This is a genomic window from Pseudomonas sp. AM8 (assembly GCF_036346475.1).
Taxonomy (GTDB): Bacteria; Pseudomonadota; Gammaproteobacteria; order Pseudomonadales; family Pseudomonadaceae; genus Aquipseudomonas; species Aquipseudomonas marginalis.
This window is the reverse complement of record NZ_JAOTNX010000008.1, coordinates 317743-337263: the sequence shown is the minus strand read 5'-3', so window position 1 is coordinate 337263 and position 19521 is coordinate 317743. Positions and strand designations below refer to the sequence as shown.

Sequence of the window (19521 nt, the reverse complement as noted above, 5' to 3'; positions counted from 1 at the left end):
AATCCGATGCGAATGTGGTTTTTGAGTGCTGGCCTGGCCTTGATGTGCATGGCCCAGAACGCAGCGGCGGGTACAGTCCTGATCGTTGGCGATAGTATCAGTGCCGGTTTCGGCCTGGATACCAGCAAAGGGTGGGTCGCATTGCTGCAGCAACGGCTCAAGAAGGAAGGTTTCGACGATAAAGTGGTCAATGCCTCCATCAGCGGCGACACCAGTGCCGGAGGCCTCGCGCGCCTGCCGGCGGCGCTCGCAGCGCATAAGCCGGACGTGGTGGTGATCGAATTGGGTGGTAACGACGGCTTGCGCGGGCAGCCGCCGGCGCAATTGCAACAAAATCTTGCGTCGATGATCGAGCAGTCCCAGGCCAGCGGTGCGAAGGTACTGTTGCTGGGCATGCAGATTCCGCCCAATTACGGGAAGCGCTATGTCGATGCATTCGCCAAGGTATTCAATGACGTCGCAACGGCTAAAAAGGTGCCGTTGGTGCCATTTTTCCTGGAGGGTATCGGTGGCAACCCGGCGTTGATGCAGGCTGATGGACTGCACCCGGCTGTCGGCGCCCAGGGCAAATTGCTGGAAAATGTCTGGCCGACGCTAAAACCGCTGCTATGACGCTTTTCTACCGGCAGGCTTTCGGCTAAGGTGGCGCCCCCCCGATCTGGAGCCCCCGATGTCGCGTCCTGCCTGGTCCCTGTTTAACTACCAACTGATCGAGCCGGACGAGCAGCTGGATCTGTTCGCCTGCCAGGAAGTGCGGGTGCATCTGGTGACGCGTCAATTGGAACTGGGTGGCTCCATCGACCGCACCCTGTGCGGTACGTTATTGCCGGCGCAGCCGCGTTGGTCCCTGGTCGACCGTTCGATCTTCCAGGACCAGCGCCTGTGCCCTTTGTGCCGGGCGATCCTGGAGTCGCAGAAGCGTGGCACGCCGCCAATCTGGCCCGAGTTGCGTTTCGAGTTGTAGGGGGCAGCTAGAAGTCCGCTTCACGTATACAATCGATTTTTACCTACCCGTCGTTCTGCGAAGGATTTTCCGGATGTTGTCGCGCCTTTCCGTCGTCACCTGCTGCCTGTCTCTTGCTGCCTTGTGTGCGGCCGGTCCTGCCGCCGCCTTGCAGTTGCCCCTGCCGCCACCCGGCGAAGACATCGTCGGGCAGGTCCAGGTGATCAAGGCCAAGTACGAAGACACCTTTGCCGACCTGGGTACCACCTACGACCTGGGCTATTCGGAAATGGTCGCGGCCAATCCGGGCGTCGATGCCTGGTTGCCGGGGGCGGGGACCGAGATCGTCCTGCCGACACGCTTCATCCTGCCGCCGGGCCCCCGTGAGGGCATCGTGATCAACCTGGCGGAATACCGGCTCTACTACTTCCCCAAGGGGCAGGATGTGGTCTACACCTTCCCGCTTGGGATTGGCCGTGAAGGCTGGGGCTCGCCCATTGCGCACACCAGCATCATCGCCAAGACGCCGAACCCGACCTGGACGCCGCCGGCCTCGATCAAGGCCGAGCACGCCGCCAACGGCGACCCGTTGCCCAATGTGGTGCCGGCCGGCCCGGACAATCCCCTGGGGCCGTTCAAGTTCACCCTGGGGACGCCGGGTTACCTCATCCACGGTTCCAACATGAAGTTCGGCATCGGTACCCGTACCAGCCACGGTTGCTTCCGCATGTTCAACAACAACGTACTGGAAATGGCCGGCATGGTCCCGGTGGGGACGTCGGTGCGCATCATCAACGATGCCTACAAGTTCGGCAGCAGCGGCGGCAAGGTCTATCTCGAGGCGCATACGCCCTTGAACGACGATGGCACGCCGTCGGTGGTCGATAAGCACACAGCGGTGATCAATGCCTTGCTCAAGCGTGAAGACCTGGCCAATAACCTGCGGGTGAACTGGGATCAGGTGCGTGATGTCGTCGCGGCCGAAGATGGCCTGCCCACCGAGATCGGTGTGCCAGGTGCTGCACCGATAGCTTCCAGCGCGCCGATCGACCTGCAGCAATAAGCGACTGGCCCGCTCCTGAGCCCGCCAAGGCCTTGCGCTGCGGCGGGCTTTTTATTGCGCGGGGTTCTGGTCCGAATCGCAGGCAATAAAAAAGCCGATCCAAGAATGGATCGGCTTGATAACAATCCCGAGGGATTATTACTTGCGGCTAGCTTTTTCAAGCATACGCAGAGCGCGCTCGTTAGCTTCGTCAGCAGTCTGTTGTGCTTTTTGAGCAGCAGCCAGAGCTTCATCAGCTTTACGGTAGGCTTCGTCTGCACGGGCCTGGGAGCGAGCTGCTGCGTCTTCAGTTGCAGTCAGACGAGCTTCGGTTTCTTTGGAGACGCTGCTGCAACCGGTAGCCAGAACTGCGGCCAGAGCCAGAGCAGAGAATTTCAGAACGTTGTTCATCGTGTTCCCCTTCAAGGACTTTCTATTAAATGGCTACTTTCTCAGAGTGAGCTAATAGCCGGCGTACATACTACCCATTACTTGTAGTAAGTAAACTGACGTAGCGCAAGAAGCAAAAAAAATTCTTGTACCGAATCTATTTTGGCTAACCTTTTTGAGGTTTGTATAAAAACTGTCCAGTTTTTTTCATTCGGATGAAAATTGGATCCAGGCTGAAAGGGCCGGCCCGCATGTGCCGGGCCTGGCAACCAGATGAAAATTTATATATCCACGCCGACACTTTGGTTAGGCTTGAGGTTGCTTGCCCGAGCATCTTTTACGCATGTAGAGGTGACTTTAAGAGCGTCTGTTCGTCTCAAGGTTCAACTGCCGGCAATGTTCAGGCTTTCGGTCACCGGTTGATCGAGGCCCTTTCTATATCCACCAGCGGCAGGGATGACGGGTACGCCTTGAGCAATTAAAGGATTGGTGCCTACTATTCCCTACGTGCTGGTTGTGAGCGCTCAAGGTTTTCTCGTTGTCGAAACCGGCACGGGGTGGCGTAGATGTTCCTTCGCCGGAAAAACATCGGTAAGGTAGGGGTCAGAATCCAAGACCCGCGAGGAGTAGTGATGAGCGAGGCGTTGTCCATCCACCATGACCAGGCTGGTCATCAGTTCGAGACCAATGTGGACGGTCATCGTGCCTATCTGACCTATATGGACCTCGGGAAGCAGACCCTGGACATCTATCGGACCTTCGTGCCGAACGCACTGCGCGGCCGTGGCATTGCAGCTGCGTTGACCGAGGAAGCGTTGAAGTTTGCCGAAGAGCAAGGCTACACGGTGATCCCGTCATGCTCCTATGTCGAACGCTACATGGAGCGCCACCAGCGCCATGCCGCGAAGCTATAACGCACAACATAAAATGCAGCATGAAAAACGCCGGGCTCAGCCCGGCGTTTTTGTGTGCGCATCCTTCAGGTACAGGTTCAGCTGCGTTTGCGTTTCGGCAATACGTCCTTGAGCTTGGCGTGCATGCTGCGCAGGGTGTTCTCGGTGGCGGACCAGTCGATGCAGGCATCGGTGATCGATACGCCGTACTGCAAGTCGGCCAGGTCCTTTGGAATCGCCTGGCAGCCCCAGTTCAGGTGGCTCTCGACCATCAGGCCGATAATCGACTGGTTGCCTTCGAGGATCTGGTTGGCGACGTTTTCCATCACCAGCGGCTGCAGGGCCGGATCCTTGTTGGAGTTGGCGTGGCTGCAGTCGACCATGATGTTCGGCTTGATCCTGGCCTTGTTCAGCGCCTGCTCGCAGAGCGCAACGCTGACCGAGTCATAGTTGGGCTTGCCATTGCCGCCGCGCAACACCACGTGACCGTAGGCATTGCCCTTGGTGGTGACGATGGAGACGCCGCCTTCCTGGTTGATACCCAGGAAACGGTGAGGACTGGAGACCGATTGCAGCGCGTTGATCGCCACGGTCAGGCCGCCGTCGGTGCCGTTCTTGAAGCCTACGGCCGAAGACAGGCCGGATGCCATTTCGCGGTGGGTCTGCGACTCGGTGGTGCGCGCGCCGATGGCCGACCAGCTGATCAGGTCCTGCAGGTACTGCGGGGAGATCGGGTCGAGGGCTTCGGTGGCGGTGGGCAGGCCCATTTCGGCCAGGTCCAGCAGCAATTTACGACCGATGTGCAAACCGTCCTGGATCTTGAACGAGTCGTCCAGGTACGGGTCGTTGATCAAGCCTTTCCAGCCCACGGTGGTACGCGGCTTCTCGAAATACACGCGCATCACCAGGTACAAGGTGTCGGACACTTCTGCCGCCAGCACTTTGAGGCGCTCGGCGTATTCGTGGGCAGCCTTGAGGTCGTGGATCGAGCATGGCCCGATCACGACGAAGAGGCGGTGGTCGGTGCCATCGAGAATGTCACGGATGACTTCGCGGCCTTTGGTGACGGTCTGCAGGGCAGCGTCGCTCAGAGGGATTTCGCGCTTGAGCTGATCGGGTGTGATCAGGGTCTCGTTGGATTCGACGTTTAGGTCATTGATCGGTAAATCAGCCATCGTGTTACTCGCCAGGGTCACGGGTGCCGGCCGCCAGCCATCCCCGTGCGGCGGGCACAGCATGATTTGAATGCAGGGGGGAGGAACCTTAGCGCGTAACACGGGCCCGCGACAATGGGCAAAGCCCGCTTTAATCCAGCGCTGGCCGCACAAACGTCTCATGGGCGAACTCGCCGGCATGGCGCGCCACCCACTCACGGGCCAGGGCTTCGAGTTGCTGCGGGGTCGGCTCGGCATCTTCGTGCTGGCGGCAGTAGCGCTCTATCCGGCATGCTTGCTCACCCATTCGCGCACCGAACAACGCATGTTCATCGGTAAACGAAATGCCCACGCGGTAGCCGTTTTCCACCTTGCGACACCACGCCACATACCCCGGATATCGGGCCGTGGCGCCCAGGGAGGGAATGTGCAGGTCAACGGCCGTGCCCTGGCGCCATGCGCGGGGCCAATTGCAGGCAACGCCGCCCAGGCCGATAGTGTGCAGGCGTTGGCGGGGGATGGCGGGAGAGGGGCGTTGGATTAACTCGACAGCGACATCATCAGGGTGAGGTAAAAAACGACCCATGTACACGGACTCCGAGCACCGTCCAGTTGACGGCGGTGGCAGCAGTATAGTGAAGGAACTGGAATTGACCGACCTGGATATTGACCAGCAATTGCTGGGATTGCCAGGTATTTCGCTGGTGGTGTTCACCAGCGTGGGGTGTTCCAGTTGCCGTTGGGCACGCCAGCAGTTGCCGGGCTGGCGTTTGCCGGTGGACCGCGTGTGCTGGGTGGATGCCGGGCACAATGGCGGTGCGGTCGAACGCTACCAGATCTTTCATTTGCCGGCGTTGTTCGTGGTGTGCGAGGGTCAGTTCCTCGGGCAAATACAGACACGTCTTACGCTTTCTGACCTGACCGAAACCATTGACCAAGCACTTAGCCGCACTCCGGAGGAACTGCCATGACAGTACAGTCGCCACGTATCGGCATTATCGGCACCGGCGCCATCGGTGGCTTCTATGGCGTGATGCTGGCACGCGCGGGCTTCGACGTGCACTTCCTGCTGCGCAGCGAATACGCGGCGGTCAGCGAGCACGGCCTGCGCGTCAATAGCAGTGTGCATGGCAACCTGCAACTGCGCCCGGTGCAGGCCTACGCCCATGCCGCGGACATGCCGCCGTGCGATTGGTTGCTGGTGGGCACCAAGTCCACCGGCAATGTCGAGCTGGCCCCGACCCTCGCCCAGGTCGCGGCGCCGGACGCCAAGGTGGTGTTGCTGCAAAACGGCCTGGATGTCGAAGACAGTCTGCGTGAACACCTGCCGCCATCCCTGCATCTACTGGGCGGGCTGTGCTACATCGGCGTACACCGCTCCGCGCCTGGCGTCGTCGAGCATCAGGCGTTGGGCCGGGTCAACCTGGGCTACCACAGCGGCAGGGCCGCCAACGATGAGGCCCGCCAGAAGGCTATTGTCGAAGCCGGTGCCGCGTTGTTTCATAAGGCCGGCATCGAGTCCCAGGCCATGGCCAATGTGCATCAGGCCCGCTGGCACAAGCTGGTGTGGAACGTGCCCTACAACGGCCTCTCGGTGTTGCTGGGCACGGGTACCACGGCAATGATGGCGGACGAATCCAGCCGCGAGCTGATCCAGGCGCTGATGGCCGAAGTGGTGCAGGGCGCCCATGCCTGCGGCCATGAAATCCCCGCCAGTTACGCCGAGCAGATGTTCGCCATGACGGAAACCATGGACGATTACCTGCCTAGCATGTACCACGACCATATACATAAACGCCCGCTGGAACTGGCGGCGATCTATGGGCGACCGCTTGCTGCCGCCAAGGCCGCGGGTTGCGAATTGCCACGAATGCAGGCGCTGTACCAGGCCTTGAGCTTTATTGATCGGCATAACCGCTGATTCGGGGGACGTACCATGGCAAAGGGATTGGGCGACAAACTGGTGCTGGCGATTTCCTCGCGGGCACTGTTCGACCTGAGCGACAGCCACAAGGTCTACCTGGCCCAAGGGGTGGAGGCCTACCGTAAATACCAGATCGAACACGAGGAAGAGATCCTCGAGCCCGGTGACGCCTTTCCGCTGGTCAAGAAGCTGCTGAGCCTCAATGCCAGCCTGGGCCGTGCTCGGGTCGAGGTGGTACTGGTATCGCGCAACAGTGCCGACACCGGCTTGCGCGTGTTCAATTCCATCCAGCATTACGGCCTGGATATTTCCCGCGCAGCCTTTGTCGGTGGGCGTAGTCCTTATCCCTATTTGGCGGCGTTTGGCTGTCACCTGTTTCTTTCCACCCATGCTGAAGATGTACGCAGTGCCCTCGATGCCGGCTTTGCCGCCGCGACGATTCTGTCGGGCGGTCCGCGCCGGGCGTCCAGCGAGGAGCTGCGGATTGCCTTTGACGGTGACGCGGTGCTGTTCTCCGATGAGTCGGAGCGCGTGTACCAGGCCGGCGGGCTGGAGGCGTTCCAGGCCAGCGAGCGCGAGTCGGCACGCCAGCCTTTGCACGGTGGCCCCTTCAAGGGTTTCCTGGCGGCACTCAACTTGTTGCAGCGTGAGTTTCCAGACGAGGCCTGCCCGATCCGCACAGCCTTGGTCACCGCCCGTTCGGCGCCTTCCCACGAGCGGGTGATCCGGACCTTGCGTGAGTGGGACATCCGCCTGGATGAGTCACTGTTTCTCGGCGGCCTGGAAAAGTCCGCATTCCTGGAGGCGTTTGCCGCGGATGTGTTTTTCGATGACCAGGCCGGTCACTGCGAGAAAGCCAGGGAGGTGGTGGCCACCGGGCATGTGCCCCATGGCATCAGTAACGAGGTGAGGATTCAGGCCGAGACTTAGGGGCGCTGCTAAGCTCATTCAATCTCCTCCATCCTGGCCGTCCGGGAGGTTTTATGATTCGTTCGATGCTGTACGCCACGGACCTTGGTCTGTACGCGCCGTATGTGATGCAACATGCACTGGCGCTGGCGCGGACGTTCAAGGCAGACCTGGATGTGATTCATGTGGTCGAGCCCATCGGGTTGTTCGCCGAATCGGTGTTGCAGAGCTACCTTGATGAGAAGGCCTTGAGTGAATGGCAGAGCCAGGGGCTGAGCACTGTCATGGCGACCATCGAGCAGCGGGTGCTGGACAGTTTTCGCGAAGAGTTGGGGGACGGGGGGCAAGACCTGGAACTGATTCGCTCGGTACGGGTGATCCAGGGCGACCCGTGCGAAGTGATACTCGAGCAGTTGCGCAAACTGTCCGTAGACCTGTTGGTCGTCGGCAGCCACAGCCATGCCACGGCGGCCGCCACACCGCTTGGGCGTACCGCCGCACGGGTGCTGCAGTTGTCTAGCGTGCCGGTTTACCTGGTGCCTGCGTTACAGCGTCGACGCAGTGATGACGTGTGATGGGTAAAAAACGATAAAAAGTTCTAGATTTATCCGTCAAACCTTTAATATAGTTATATACCGTCGCTGATACCCGTGGCGTCTATCTGCTTTGAGGGACACATATGAAGCTTCAACAACTGCGCTACATCTGGGAAGTGGCGCACCACGACCTCAACGTTTCCGCTACCGCTCAAAGCCTTTACACCTCCCAACCCGGTATCAGCAAGCAGATCCGCCTGCTCGAAGACGAGCTGGGCGTCGAAGTGTTCGCGCGCAGCGGCAAGCACCTCACCCGTGTCACCCCGGCCGGTGAACGCATCATCACTACCGCCGGCGAGATCCTGCGCAAAGTCGAGAGCATCAAGCAGATCGCCCAGGAATTCTCCAACGAGAAGAAAGGCACCTTGTCGATTGCCACGACCCACACCCAGGCGCGTTACGCATTGCCGCCGGTGATCCGCGATTTCATCAAGCAATACCCGGACGTGGCGCTGCACATGCATCAAGGCTCGCCGATGCAGATCGCCGAGATGGCCGCCGATGGCACCGTCGACTTTGCCATCGCCACCGAAGCCCTGGAGCTGTTCGGTGACCTGGTGATGATGCCGTGCTACCGCTGGAACCGTTGCGTCGTCGTGCCCCAGGGCCACCCATTGGCCAAGTTGCCGAAGCTGACCCTGGAAGCCCTGGCCGAATACCCGATCGTCACCTACGTCTTCGGTTTCACCGGCCGCTCCAAGCTCGACGAAGCCTTCAGCCATCGTGGCCTCACGCCGAAAGTGGTGTTCACCGCCGCCGACGCCGACGTCATCAAGACCTATGTGCGCCTGGGCCTGGGCGTGGGCATCGTCGCCAAGATGGCCGTCGATACCAACCTCGATAAAGACCTGGTGGTGCTGGATGCCAGCGAGCTGTTTGAGTCCAGTGTGACCAAGATCGGCTTCCGCCGTGGCACCTTCCTGCGGGGCTTCATGTGCGACTTTATCGAGAAGTTCGCCCCGCACCTGACCCGCGAAGTCATGGCCAAGGCGATCCAGTGCCACAACAAGCAGGAACTGGAAGAGCTGTTCGACGGCGTGGAATTGCCCGTCCATTAAGGGGGTTATTTGGCCTCGGTAACCGTAAAGTGTTGCCGGGCGCCTGCCACCAGAATATCCACCTCATCACCTTCGTACTTGCCCAGCAGGCTTTTGCCCAAGGGTGAACGCGGGGTGATGACGGTCACCGGTTGCCCGACCACGTCCACCTTCAAACCCGCCGCATCCGGTGCCAGGAACAGCCACTGCTGGCGGCCGTTCTCGTCTTCCAGGCCCAGCAATGTGCCGACTTCTATGCCACGTTGATCATCGTACGCACGCAGTGGCAGGTTCTGGCACAGCGCCAGCGCCTGCTTGATTTCCTCGACGCGCCTGGCTTGCCCGGCTGCCAGGTAAGACGCCTCCAGCCCGAGGGTGTCGTATTTGTTTTCGGCGATATTTTCTTCGTGGGTCGCGGTTTCGTAGGCGGTCTGCGCGGCGCGCTGGGCGATGTCGAGGTCGACCGTGAGTTTTTCCAGGATCAGCTGGTGAACGGCGTGTTTATTCATGGTCATCAATCGCAGAATTGCAGGACATTGGCCCGGGTCTTTTCATTCGGTGCGTTCTGGTCCTGCTGCAGCCAGAACTGGCATTTTGGGTTGGACAGGTTGCGTGCGTTATTGCGGGCCTGGTCCAGGGCCTGCTGTTGTTCCTGCTTCTGCAGGTTCTGTTGGTACTGCTCGAACATACGGTTCGGCGGCTCCGGCGCAACCGCTGCAGGTTTGCCCAGTTGCTGAACGGCCTGGGCTACAGGCGCCAGGCTCTGCGGGAACAGATAGCGCGACGCCAGCCAACTGGTCAGCGCAATGGCGATAAATCCCAGCCACAGCCCCAGGGCAATGGCGAGCGTGAGTTTGGGCAGCGACAACGAGCGATCGGACATGATGGCCTCCTGGCAGGCATTAACGGCATGGCGGCGATTGTCGCACAGCCACTGTGCAGAATAATCGCGATCAAGCCTTCTGCATTGGCGCATTTATGCGGACAATCGAGCCTTTGAGCGTTGGAGCGCGGAATGAAAGCCCGCTGGGATATTTTTTGCAGCGTCGTCGATAACTATGGCGACATCGGCGTGACCTGGCGCCTGGCCCGGCAATTGGTGGCGGAGCAGGGCTGCGAGGTGCGCTTGTGGGTCGACGACCTGCGCGCCTTCGAGCGTATGTGTCCGGAGATTGATGTGCGCCTGGACCAGCAATGGCAAGAGGGTGTCGATGTGCGCCATTGGCCGGCCGTGTGGTCGAGCGCCCCGGCAGCCGATGTGGTGATCGCCGCCTTCGCCTGCCAGTTGCCGCCTGACTACATGGAAGCCATGGCCGCGCGTGAACGCACGCCGTTGTGGATGAACCTGGATTACCTCAGTGCCGAAGACTGGGTAGTGGGGTGCCATCGGTTGCCGTCGGTGAAGTTCAAGGGTGTGCAGAAGTACTTCTTTTTTCCGGGTTTCCGACCCGGCACCGGGGGGCTGTTACGCGAGGCAGGGTTGCTGGAGCAGCGTCAGGCGTTTCAGCAGGATGCCGCTGCGCAGCGGCAATTCCTGCAAGCCTTGGGTGTGTTTCCGGCAGCTGGTGCGCGGCTGATCTCGTTGTTCGCCTACGAAAACGCCGGGCTGGCCAGTTGGCTGGATGCACTTTCGACCGACGGGCACACCACTCATCTCTTGGTGCCGGAAGGGCGCATCCTCGGTGATGTACAGCATTGGCTCGGTGTCGAAGGCCTGGCGGTGGGGGACGTCCATCAACGCAACGCCCTGACCGTGCAGGTGCTGCCGTTTGTGCGCCAGGAGCAATATGACCGCCTGCTGTGGTGTTGCGACTTCAACGCCGTGCGCGGCGAAGACTCGTTCGTGCGCGCCCAATGGGCCGGGCGGCCGCTGCTGTGGCACATCTATCGCCAGGACGAAGACATCCACCTGGACAAGCTCGACGCCTTCCTGGACCTGTACACCGCCGCGCTGTCACCGGCCGCAAAGGCTGCCCTGGTCGAGCTCTGGCAAGCCTGGAACACTGATGGCGATATGGCACAAGCGTGGAAAATGCTGCTGGCGCACTGGCCTGAGTTAAGCCAGCACGCACAGACGTGGTGTCTGGAACAAGGCTTGCAGGCCGATCTTGCGACGGCGCTGGTACAGTTTTATGAAAGTTGGATATGATACGCGACCTTGATTTTTGTAATCCCATCCAAATTTCGGATATACGCAATGAAAACTGGTAAAGAACTGAAACCCGGTACAGTGATCCGTCTCGAAAACGACCCTTGGCTGGTTCAGAAAGCTGAGTTCACCAAGTCTGGTCGTAACAGCGCAATCATGAAGACCAAGCTGAAGAACCTGCTGACCGGTTACAAGACCGAGATCGTCTACAGCGCCGATGACAAACTGGACGACGTGATCCTCGACCGCAAGGAAGCGACCCTGTCCTTCATCAGCGGCGACACCTACACGTTCATGGACACCACCGACTACACCATGTACGAGCTGAACGCTGAAGATATCGAAGCTGTTCTGCCGTTCATCGAAGAAGGCATGGAAGACGTCTGCGAAGCTATTTTCTTCGAAGAGCGCCTGGTTTCCGTAGAGCTGCCGACCACTATCGTGCGTAAGGTTGCCTACACCGAAGGTTCCGCTCGCGGTGACACTTCGGGCAAAGTAATGAAGCCTGCCAAGCTGAGCAACGGTACCGAACTGCAAGTAGCCGATTTCATCGAAATCGACGACCTGATCGAGATCGACACCCGCGAAGGTGGTTCGTACAAAGGTCGCGCCAAGAAGTAATTCTGGCCCCGCCGATACGAAAAAAGCCCGACCTAGCGTCGGGCTTTTTCGTGGGCGCTGCTTTTTTACTTCAGGTGTTGCTTGAGCTCGTCGGATGCCTGCAGCAAGGCCGAACGCACCGCTGGTACCTGGCTGACCACATTGAGCAAGCCGTAGTCGTGGATCATGCCGTTGTAGCGCACGGCCGTCACTGGAACCCCGGCCTGGTCCAGCTTGCGCGCATAGGCTTCGCCTTCGTCACGCAACACGTCGGCACCGGCGGTCTGAATCAGCGCGGGCGGCAAGCCCTTGAGCTGATCCGCGGTCGCCCGCAGCGGCGAGGCGTAGATCTCGGCGCGCTGATTGGCGTCGGTGGTGTAGTTGTCCCAGAACCACTTCATCATGTTCCTGGTGAGGAAGTGCCCTTCGGCGTACTGGTTGTAGGACGCCGTCTCGAAATTGGCATCGGTCACCGGCCATAACAGCAGTTGGAACTTGATCGCAGGTGTGCCCTTGTCCTTGGCCATCAGGCTGACGACGGCTGCCATATTGCCGCCGACACTATTACCCGCGACCGCTAGGCGTTTGCCGTCGACGTTGATGTCCTTGCCATGCTCGGCGACCCACTTGGTTGCGCCGTAGGCTTGGTTGATCGCCACCGGATAGCGGGCTTCCGGTGAAGGCGTGTAGTTGACGAAGACCGCCACGGCCCCCGAACCCGCCACCAGATCGCGTACCAGGCGCTCGTGGGTCGGGTAATCCCCCAACACCCAGCCGCCGCCATGGAAGAACATGAACACCGGCAATGTGCCCTTGACCCCGGCTGGCCGCACGATGGTCAGGTCCAGCGGCTGGCCATCGACCTGAATGGTCTTCTGGCTCACGTCCGCCCTGGGCAGGGTCAACTTCACACCGGCCTGGGCACCCGTCAGTACGGCACGGGCTTGCGTGGGTGTCAGTTGTTCCATCGGTTTGCCGGTGCCGGCGTTCAACACATCCAGGAAGGCCTGGGTAGTGTGTTCAACGTCGCCATTGGCGGCAAACGCGTGAGTGACGGACAGGGCGAGCAGGCTGCCGGTCAGCACGTTGGCAAATGTGTTCATGTTCTTCTCCAGTGACAGCGGCAGTGGTTAGACGGTTACGTGCAGGCGCACATCGACGTTGCCACGGGTGGCGTTGGAGTACGGGCAGACTTGGTGCGCGGCGTCGACCAGGCTTTGCGCATCGTCCTCGGCCAGGCCTGGCAGGCTGACGTGCAGGTCGATATCCAGGCCGAAACCGCCAGGGATCTGGCCGATGCCGACGTGGGCAGTGATCGAGGCATCATCCGGGATTTTGCGTTTGGTCTGGCTGGCGACGAATTTCAGGGCGCCGATAAAGCAGGCCGAGTAACCGGCGGCAAACAGTTGTTCCGGGTTGGTGGCCTGGCCGCCGGCGCCGCCCAATTCCTTGGGGGTGGAGAGTTTGACGTCGAGGATATTGTCGCTGGAAACAGCGCGACCATCACGGCCGCCGGTGGCGGTGGCTACTGCGGTATAGAGCGTTTGCATGGTGTCGTCCTCTTGGTTTTTAGCGCTAAAGTTTTGCGCGCTAAGTAGTTGGTGAGGTAAATGTATAGCGCTAATGTTTAGTGCGCAAGATAAATGTATAAATATTTTTCAGTCGCTGCAAACCAATGTGGGAGGGGGCTCGCTCCCGATAGCGGTGTTTCAGTCAAAAGATTCGTCGACTGATAAACCGTCATCGGGAGCAAGCCTCCTCCCACAGGTTGAGTGTTTTGCCGTGTTCAGATCGCGTTCTGCAGGTTGCCCCGCAACGCAAGCAAGTCAGCCTGCAGCTTGCGCAATTGGTCCAGCTCCAAACCGCTGGCGCCGAGAATGCACTGTGGAATACCCATGGCCTTTTCCTGCAAGGCGCGCCCGGCGCCGGTCAGTTCCACCACCACCACGCGCTCATCTTCACGGCTGCGGGTGCGGCTGAGCAGGCCTTCGGCTTCCAGGCGCTTGAGCAGTGGTGTCAGGGAGCCCGGGTCGGTCAGCAGGCGGCTGCTGATTTCTCCGACGGTCAAACCATCTTCTTCCCACAGCACCATCATGGCCAGATACTGCGGGTAGGTCAGGCCGAGGGCTTGCAGCAGCGGTTTGTAGACCTTGGTCATCAGCAGCGACGTGGAGTGCAGGGCGAAACACAGTTGGTTGTCCAGCAACAGGGATTCGCACGGGGCGGGATTTTTGCTCATGGTGGTGCCTCAAAAAAGCGTGTCTGCCTGGAATCTAGCGGGCAAATCTTTAATGCGCCAGATAATTTTGTGCGGGTGGTCAGACCAGTCCGCTTTGCAGGGCCAGATCCCAAGGCGGCACGGGGCTGAATCGGGACTTGAGGTATTCCAGCAGCAACCGGCTGCGCGCATTGGGCTGCTGTTCCAGGCGCAGTGCATAGATCCCGGTGGTCTCCGGGTTGGGCAGGCCGTCTTGGCAAAACAGCGGCAGTAACTCGCCGCGCACCAGGTACTCACTGGCCAGCCAGGTGGGGAGGTGGGCGATCCCCAGCCCGGCGAGGGCGCCCGATAACAACGCTTCAGCGTTGTTGGCGCTCATGCGGATGCGCCGCGGGCGATGCGTTGCACGTCGCCCGTCCAACTCGAAGCGCCACGCGAACATCGGCGCCAGGCCGTCCCAGTCCAGGCCGTCATGCTCGCTCAATTCGCGAGGGTGGGCCGGGGTGCCACGGCTTTTCAGGTAGGCCGGACTGGCGCAGGCGATGCGCACGATACTGGCCAGGGGCGTGGCGATCAGCCGTGTATCGACGATATGCCCGGCGCGCAGCACCAGGTCGACCTTGCCCAGATGCGCGCCCTGCATATCGACAAAGCTGTCGATCAGATGCAGGTGCACATCCAGCCCCGGGTACACATTCAGAAAGTCGGCGATCACGGGTGCCAGATGCCGTCGACCAAACGCTGCCGGTGCGTCCACGCGGATCAAGCCTTCGGGGGCATGGCTCAAGGAGACCGCTTCCGCCCGCGCCAGTTGCAGCTCGCTGACAATCCGTCGTGCCCGCTCGGCGAAGGCCAGGCCCGCCGGGGTCGGCACCACCGCGTGAGTGCTGCGCTGGAACAGGCGGCTGCCCACGGAGCTTTCCAGGCTGTCGATGCGCCGCGCCACCGCCGAAGGGGTCAGCGGATGGCGACGGGCTGCGGCAGAAAAGCTGCCGGTTTCCAGTACATCGAGAAACAGGCTCAGTTGATCGGTCAGCGTGTTGGGATTCATCGATGCGCGCTTATGCGAGATTGGCACAGCCATTGTGCGTTGCTGTGCGTTTCCGCGCCAGGGTCGACTGCGTAGCATGCAGGGCCTGGGAATGTGGAGTAGCGAGCGGTGTTGGATTTAGCGGTTTACCTGGTATTGGGCGTGGCCCTCGGCACGGTCGGTGGCCTGTTTGGTATTGGCGGTGGGCTGATTGCGATCCCGGTCCTCGGCGTATGGTTCGGCCTGGACCAACAACTTGCCCAAGGCACGGCGCTGGTGATGGTGGTGCCCAACGTGATGCTCGCCCTGTGGCGTTACCACCAGCGCAATCGCATCGAACTGCGCCACGCCCTGCCGTTGGGCATCATGGGCTTCAGCTTTGCCTGGCTCGGCTCGATCTGGGCCGTGGGGCTGGACGCAGGCGCCATGCGCATCGGCTTTATCGTGTTCCTGCTGACGCTTTCGGCTTACAACCTGCTGCGCATGTTCACGCGAAATGCACCGCCGACGGCACACATGCGTTATGCCTGGCCCTGGCTTGGCGTGTTGGGCGCGGCGTCCGGTTCCATGGGCGGTTTGTTTGGGGTGGGCGGCGCGGTGGTGGCCACGCCGGTACTGACCAGTGTGTTCGGTACCACCCAGGTGGTCGCCCAGGGCTTGTCCCTGGCCTTGGCCCTGCCCAGTACCGGGGTGACCCTGGTCACCTATGCCTGGCACCACGAAGTGGACTGGCTGATCGGCATCCCCCTGGCCGTCGGTGGCCTGCTCAGTATCAGTTGGGGCGTGAAAGTCGCCCACGCCCTGCCGGAAAGGCTGTTGCGCGGCCTGTTCTGCGGCTTCCTGGTGCTGTGTGCGGTAATGCTGACCTTTAAAGTCTGAAGCCTTCGAGAATGTACTCGGCCAGGCAATCGGTGATCGGTGAGGCCATCAGGGGGTTACGCAGCAAACGCAGGTTCATTGACGGCAAGGGCGGTAACCCTTCCTCGCTGCCGAGTATGCGCAGGTCTGCAGTCACCAGGCTTTCCATGCTGACCATGGCCGCCAAGCCCGCGCTGACGACTGCCTGGATCGCCGCCCCATTGGTGCTGTGATAGGCAAGGCGATAACTGCGCTCGACCGAATCCAGTGCCCCAAGGGCCCACTGGGTATAAAGGCAGTCAGCACCGGAAATCGCCAGGGGCAGGGCGTCGTGCTCGTCTACGCAAAAGCACGGTGCTGCGGCCCATACCATGCGTTCGGAACGCAACAGCTCCCCGACATCATTCCCGGGCTCTCGGCTGATCACGGTCAGGGCCAGGTCCCGGCGCTGCATCAGCACGGTGGACGCCTCGCAGTGCATCTCAATCTGGATCAGCGGGTATGCCTTGGAAAACCGCTGGAGAATCCCCGGCAGGAAGCGCATCACGTAGTCATCCGGTGTACCGATGCGTACCAGCCCCACCATATGCGGCTCGCGCAGGGTGTTGAAGACTTCGCTGTGCAATTTCAAGATACGCCGCGCATAGCCCAGCAGCACTTGGCCCTCGGGGGTAAGCCGCACTTGCCGGCCATCGCGCTCGAACAGTTTGCGCTGCAGCACGTCTTCTTCCAGGCGCTTCATCTGCATGCTCACCGCCGATTGGGTGCGGTTGACCCGTTCACCGGCGCGGGTGAAACCGCCCTGGTCGGCGATGGCGACGAAAGTGCGCAGTACCTCAGTGTCGATGCTCGGGTAGCCGGACAATTGATCAATCTCCGAGATGTATTGCATAAGAAACATTCGTTGGATTGATCTTAAGGCCAGGCACACACTCGCGTCATCCCCATTGGAGGGCGAGAAGATGAAAGGTCAAAGAGGCTTTGTGTTGATGGCAAAACGTCCGTTTTCCGGGCTGTTTCACAGGATTGCCCGTTGGCAGGCGCTGCATGGGGAGCGTCAGGTCCTGGCCAGCTTGAGCGATGATGCGCTCAAGGACATCGGGCTCAATCGCGGCGACGTTGAGCAGGATCGCCATCTGCATTTCTGGCAAGACCCGCTGCGAAAATGAACCCGGATGCAGTAGGGTGGTTGGCGAGCCCACATGGAGAACCTCATGGCCGCCGACCTGTCTTTTTCCCTCAAGCAAGCTCGGCGCATGGCGCTGGCGGCCCAGGGATTTTCCGGGCGCCAGGCGCCCGTACTGATAAAAGCTGCTCACATCAACCGCGTGATCGAGCGCTTGGGCGTGTTGCAGATTGACTCGGTCAATGCGCTGGTGCGCTCTCATTACTTGCCGCTGTTTTCCCGCCTGGGCGGTTACTCGCCGTTGATGCTTGAACAGGCGGCCTGGAGCCAGGGCCGGCGGCGTTCGCTGTTTGAGTACTGGGGGCACGAGGCCTCGTTGCTGCCGATGGCGCTATATCCCTTGATGCGTTGGCGTATGGAGCGAGCGCAGCAGGGGCGGGGCATCTATTCGCAGATGGCGCGCTTCGGTCGTGAGCAACAGGCCACGATCCAGCGCGTTTTGCAGACTGTCGAACAGCAGGGCGTGCTGGGCGCGGGCAGTTTGTCGACCCGCGAAGAGCGAGCCGGTCCCTGGTGGGACTGGAGCGATGAAAAGCATGCGCTTGAATGGCTGTTCGCCGCCGGCCTGGTTACCGTTGCCGGCAGGCGTGGCTTCGAGCGGCTCTATGACTTGCCCGAGCGCGTCATCCCTGGCGATATCCTCCAGCAGGCGCCGTTGACCGAGGCCGAGGCCCAGCGTGGCCTGTTGCTGCACAGCGCCACCGCCTTAGGTGTAGGCACCGAAAAAGACCTGCGCGACTACTTCCGTCTTGACCCCGCCGACAGTCGCAGTCGCCTGGCGGAATTGGTCGAGGACGGGCAATTGCAGGTGTGCCAGGTGCAAGGCTGGAAGCAGGCAGCCTACTGCCTGCCCGAGCCCAAAATGCCAGGCAAGGTGTCGGCCAGCGCACTGCTGTCGCCCTTCGACTCGCTGGTCTGGGAGCGCAGCCGCACCGAGCGCCTGTTCGATTTCCGCTACCGCCTGGAGATCTACACCCCGCAACACAAGCGGGTGTACGGCTACTACGTGCTGCCGTTTTTGCACAACGAGCGGATCGCTGCACGTATCGACCTGCGGGCCGAACGCGCCAACGGGAGCCTGGCCGTGCATGGGGTGCACGAAGAGGAGCCGGGACTGGATGATGAGGGGATGCAGGCGCTGGCCCTGAACCTGCGGCAAATGGCCGACTGGCTGGGGCTGGAACATATCCAGCTCAATTGCCAGCGGCCAAGTGCCGACCGGTTGCGGGCTGCGATGATCAACGTTTGACCTGCTTCAATGTCTCGGCAATCAGGAACGCCAACTCCAGCGACTGATCAGCGTTCATCCGCGGGTCGCAATGGGTGTGATAGCGGTCCGACAAGCCATCTTCGGTGATCGGCCGTGCGCCGCCGATGCACTCGGTGACGTTCTGCCCGGTCATTTCGATATGAATCCCGCCGGCATAGGTGCCCTCGGCCTGGTGCACCTGGAAGAACTCCTTGACCTCGCCGAGGATCTGCGCAAAGTCGCGGGTCTTGTAGCCGCTGCTGGCCTTGATGGTGTTGCCGTGCATCGGGTCGGAGCTCCACAGCACCTGCTTGCCTTCGCGCTGCACCGCGCGAATCAGCTTGGGCAGGTGGTCGCCGACTTTGCCTGCACCCATGCGCGCGATCAGGTTGAGGCGGCCGGGGTCGTTGTCGGGGTTGAGGATGTCGATCAGGCGGATCAGGTCGTCCGGGTTCATGCTCGGGCCGACCTTCACGCCGATCGGGTTGTTCACCCCGCGCAGGAATTCGACATGGGCGCCATCCAACTGACGGGTGCGGTCGCCGATCCACAGCATGTGGGCCGAGCAGTCGTAGTAGTCGTTGGTCAGGCTGTCGCGGCGCACGAAGGCTTGTTCGTAGTTGAGCAGCAGCGCTTCATGGGCGGTGAAGAAGCTGGTTTCGCGCAACTGCGGCGAGCTGTCCATGCCGCAGGCGCGCATGAAGGCCAGGGTTTCGTCGATGCGGTCGGCCAACTGGCTGTATTTTTCCGCCAGGGCGGAGTTGGCGATAAAGTCCAGGTTCCACTTGTGCACCTGGTGCAGGTCGGCAAAACCGCCCTGGGCAAAGGCGCGCAGCAGGTTGAGGGTGGCGGTGGACTGGTGGTAGGACTGCAGCAGGCGGTCCGGGTCCGGCACGCGGCTTTTTTCGTCGAAACCAATGCCGTTGACGATGTCGCCACGGTAGGCGGGCAGGGTGATGCCGTCGAGGGTCTCATCGTTGGCCGAGCGCGGCTTGGCGAACTGGCCGGCCATGCGCCCGACTTTCACCACCGGGCAGCCGGCGGCGAAGGTCATCACGATGGCCATCTGCAGCAGCACCTTGAAGGTGTCGCGGATTTTTGCGGCGGAGAACTCGGCAAAGCTCTCGGCGCAGTCGCCACCTTGCAGCAGGAACGCGCGACCCTGGGTCACCTCGGCAAACTGACGGCGCAACTCGCGGGCTTCCCCGGCAAACACCAGCGGCGGATAGCTGGCCAGGCTCTGCTCCACTTGCAACAAGTGCGCAGCGTCCGGGTACTGGGGTTGTTGCTGGATTGGCAGGGCGCGCCAGCTGTCGGGGCTCCAGGGTTGGCTCATCATGAAC

General features: G+C 61.0%; 25 protein-coding genes. 14 read left to right on the top strand and 11 right to left on the bottom strand.

All coding sequences use genetic code 11. The features are described 5' to 3' along the window. Positions 1–6: 6 nt before the first annotated feature. From V3W40_RS20685 to V3W40_RS20675, 3 genes are all read left to right on the top strand, one after another. Entirely contained in the window at positions 7–612 is a 606-nt protein-coding gene (locus tag V3W40_RS20685) for an arylesterase (protein WP_027606974.1), read from the top strand. Between the two features lie 58 nt (positions 613–670). Next, complete coding sequence (locus tag V3W40_RS20680) at positions 671–964, top strand: hypothetical protein (RefSeq protein ID WP_003172705.1); 294 nt, start codon at positions 671–673, stop codon at positions 962–964. 73 nt (positions 965–1037) lie between these two features. After that, positions 1038–2006, top strand: a complete 969-nt coding sequence (locus tag V3W40_RS20675; protein WP_027606975.1) for a L,D-transpeptidase family protein — start codon at positions 1038–1040, stop codon at positions 2004–2006. A gap of 138 nt (positions 2007–2144) precedes the next feature. Here V3W40_RS20675 and oprI read toward each other — a convergent pair whose 3' ends face one another. Next, positions 2145–2396: an outer membrane lipoprotei OprI gene (gene oprI / locus V3W40_RS20670; RefSeq protein ID WP_003172710.1), complete on the bottom strand. Its 252-nt coding sequence runs from the start codon at positions 2394–2396 to the stop codon at positions 2145–2147. A gap of 611 nt (positions 2397–3007) precedes the next feature. Here oprI and V3W40_RS20665 point away from each other — a divergent pair. After that, positions 3008–3289, top strand: coding sequence for a GNAT family N-acetyltransferase (locus V3W40_RS20665; protein WP_027606976.1), 282 nt, complete (start codon positions 3008–3010; stop codon positions 3287–3289). A 77-nt stretch (positions 3290–3366) separates the two neighbouring features. On the opposite strand, the gene V3W40_RS20660 is transcribed toward V3W40_RS20665, so the two are convergent. Continuing rightward, complete coding sequence (locus V3W40_RS20660) at positions 3367–4443, bottom strand: 3-deoxy-7-phosphoheptulonate synthase (RefSeq protein WP_027606977.1); 1077 nt, start codon at positions 4441–4443, stop codon at positions 3367–3369. Between the two features lie 130 nt (positions 4444–4573). Then, complete coding sequence (locus V3W40_RS20655) at positions 4574–5008, bottom strand: PilZ domain-containing protein (RefSeq protein WP_065924429.1); 435 nt, start codon at positions 5006–5008, stop codon at positions 4574–4576. On the opposite strand from V3W40_RS20655, the gene V3W40_RS20650 reads away from it, so the two are divergent. The 5 genes from V3W40_RS20650 to cysB all read left to right on the top strand — a co-directional run bounded on the left by V3W40_RS20650 (position 5007) and on the right by cysB (position 8909). Further along, on the top strand, positions 5007–5393 hold the full coding sequence (locus V3W40_RS20650; RefSeq protein ID WP_027606979.1) for a thioredoxin family protein: 387 nt from the start codon (positions 5007–5009) through the stop codon (positions 5391–5393). The genes V3W40_RS20655 and V3W40_RS20650 overlap by 2 nt on opposite strands. After that, positions 5390–6343, top strand: coding sequence for a putative 2-dehydropantoate 2-reductase (locus V3W40_RS20645; RefSeq protein ID WP_330215564.1), 954 nt, complete (start codon positions 5390–5392; stop codon positions 6341–6343). Before V3W40_RS20650 ends, V3W40_RS20645 begins: the two co-directional genes overlap by 4 nt. Before the next feature lie 15 nt (positions 6344–6358). After that, complete coding sequence (locus V3W40_RS20640) at positions 6359–7276, top strand: 5'-nucleotidase (RefSeq protein ID WP_027606981.1); 918 nt, start codon at positions 6359–6361, stop codon at positions 7274–7276. 53 nt (positions 7277–7329) lie between these two features. After that, the gene (locus V3W40_RS20635; RefSeq protein ID WP_065924431.1) at positions 7330–7830 is read left to right on the top strand and encodes a universal stress protein; all 501 of its coding nucleotides are present in this window, start codon (positions 7330–7332) and stop codon (positions 7828–7830) included. A gap of 104 nt (positions 7831–7934) precedes the next feature. Then, positions 7935–8909: an HTH-type transcriptional regulator CysB gene (gene cysB, locus V3W40_RS20630; RefSeq protein ID WP_003189876.1), complete on the top strand. Its 975-nt coding sequence runs from the start codon at positions 7935–7937 to the stop codon at positions 8907–8909. Positions 8910–8914: 5 nt separating this feature from the next. On the opposite strand, the gene V3W40_RS20625 is transcribed toward cysB, so the two are convergent. Both V3W40_RS20625 and V3W40_RS20620 read right to left on the bottom strand, forming a co-directional pair. Continuing rightward, on the bottom strand, positions 8915–9397 hold the full coding sequence (locus V3W40_RS20625) for a GreA/GreB family elongation factor (protein WP_315871335.1): 483 nt from the start codon (positions 9395–9397) through the stop codon (positions 8915–8917). Between the two features lie 5 nt (positions 9398–9402). Continuing rightward, positions 9403–9771, bottom strand: a complete 369-nt coding sequence (locus V3W40_RS20620; RefSeq protein ID WP_330215563.1) for a hypothetical protein — start codon at positions 9769–9771, stop codon at positions 9403–9405. A 132-nt stretch (positions 9772–9903) separates the two neighbouring features. Here V3W40_RS20620 and earP point away from each other — a divergent pair, with 132 nt between their 5' ends. Both earP and V3W40_RS20610 read left to right on the top strand, forming a co-directional pair. Next, positions 9904–11037, top strand: coding sequence for an elongation factor P maturation arginine rhamnosyltransferase EarP (gene earP / locus V3W40_RS20615; protein ID WP_065924433.1), 1134 nt, complete (start codon positions 9904–9906; stop codon positions 11035–11037). Positions 11038–11085: 48 nt separating this feature from the next. Then, positions 11086–11658 carry an elongation factor P gene (locus V3W40_RS20610; protein ID WP_003172723.1) on the top strand — a complete coding sequence of 191 codons (573 nt, stop codon included), beginning with the start codon at positions 11086–11088 and terminating at the stop codon, positions 11656–11658. Between the two features lie 65 nt (positions 11659–11723). Here V3W40_RS20610 and V3W40_RS20605 read toward each other — a convergent pair whose 3' ends face one another. The 4 genes from V3W40_RS20605 to V3W40_RS20590 all read right to left on the bottom strand — a co-directional run bounded on the left by V3W40_RS20605 (position 11724) and on the right by V3W40_RS20590 (position 14906). Further along, positions 11724–12740: an alpha/beta hydrolase gene (locus V3W40_RS20605; protein WP_330215562.1), complete on the bottom strand. Its 1017-nt coding sequence runs from the start codon at positions 12738–12740 to the stop codon at positions 11724–11726. A gap of 27 nt (positions 12741–12767) precedes the next feature. Continuing rightward, positions 12768–13187, bottom strand: a complete 420-nt coding sequence (locus V3W40_RS20600; protein WP_027606987.1) for an organic hydroperoxide resistance protein — start codon at positions 13185–13187, stop codon at positions 12768–12770. 236 nt (positions 13188–13423) lie between these two features. Continuing rightward, positions 13424–13876: a MarR family winged helix-turn-helix transcriptional regulator gene (locus tag V3W40_RS20595; RefSeq protein ID WP_027606988.1), complete on the bottom strand. Its 453-nt coding sequence runs from the start codon at positions 13874–13876 to the stop codon at positions 13424–13426. 79 nt (positions 13877–13955) lie between these two features. Continuing rightward, the gene (locus tag V3W40_RS20590) at positions 13956–14906 is read right to left on the bottom strand and encodes a LysR family transcriptional regulator (RefSeq protein WP_065924436.1); all 951 of its coding nucleotides are present in this window, start codon (positions 14904–14906) and stop codon (positions 13956–13958) included. A 108-nt stretch (positions 14907–15014) separates the two neighbouring features. Here V3W40_RS20590 and V3W40_RS20585 point away from each other — a divergent pair, with 108 nt between their 5' ends. Then, on the top strand, positions 15015–15764 hold the full coding sequence (locus V3W40_RS20585) for a sulfite exporter TauE/SafE family protein (protein WP_074844663.1): 750 nt from the start codon (positions 15015–15017) through the stop codon (positions 15762–15764). Here V3W40_RS20585 and V3W40_RS20580 read toward each other — a convergent pair. Further along, the gene (locus V3W40_RS20580; RefSeq protein WP_065924438.1) at positions 15754–16635 is read right to left on the bottom strand and encodes a LysR family transcriptional regulator; all 882 of its coding nucleotides are present in this window, start codon (positions 16633–16635) and stop codon (positions 15754–15756) included. The two genes, V3W40_RS20585 and V3W40_RS20580, sit on opposite strands and share 11 nt — an antisense overlap. Positions 16636–16705: 70 nt before the next feature. Between V3W40_RS20580 and V3W40_RS20575 the strand changes: the two genes are divergently transcribed. Together V3W40_RS20575 and V3W40_RS20570 are read left to right on the top strand one after the other, a co-directional pair. Next, positions 16706–16912, top strand: coding sequence for a DUF1127 domain-containing protein (locus V3W40_RS20575; protein WP_065924439.1), 207 nt, complete (start codon positions 16706–16708; stop codon positions 16910–16912). A 45-nt stretch (positions 16913–16957) separates the two neighbouring features. Continuing rightward, positions 16958–18178 carry a winged helix-turn-helix domain-containing protein gene (locus tag V3W40_RS20570; RefSeq protein ID WP_330215561.1) on the top strand — a complete coding sequence of 407 codons (1221 nt, stop codon included), beginning with the start codon at positions 16958–16960 and terminating at the stop codon, positions 18176–18178. Here the strand turns inward: V3W40_RS20570 and V3W40_RS20565 are convergent. Beyond that, entirely contained in the window at positions 18168–19514 is a 1347-nt protein-coding gene (locus V3W40_RS20565) for a class II 3-deoxy-7-phosphoheptulonate synthase (RefSeq protein ID WP_027606994.1), read from the bottom strand. The genes V3W40_RS20570 and V3W40_RS20565 overlap by 11 nt on opposite strands. Positions 19515–19521: the final 7 nt, after the last annotated feature.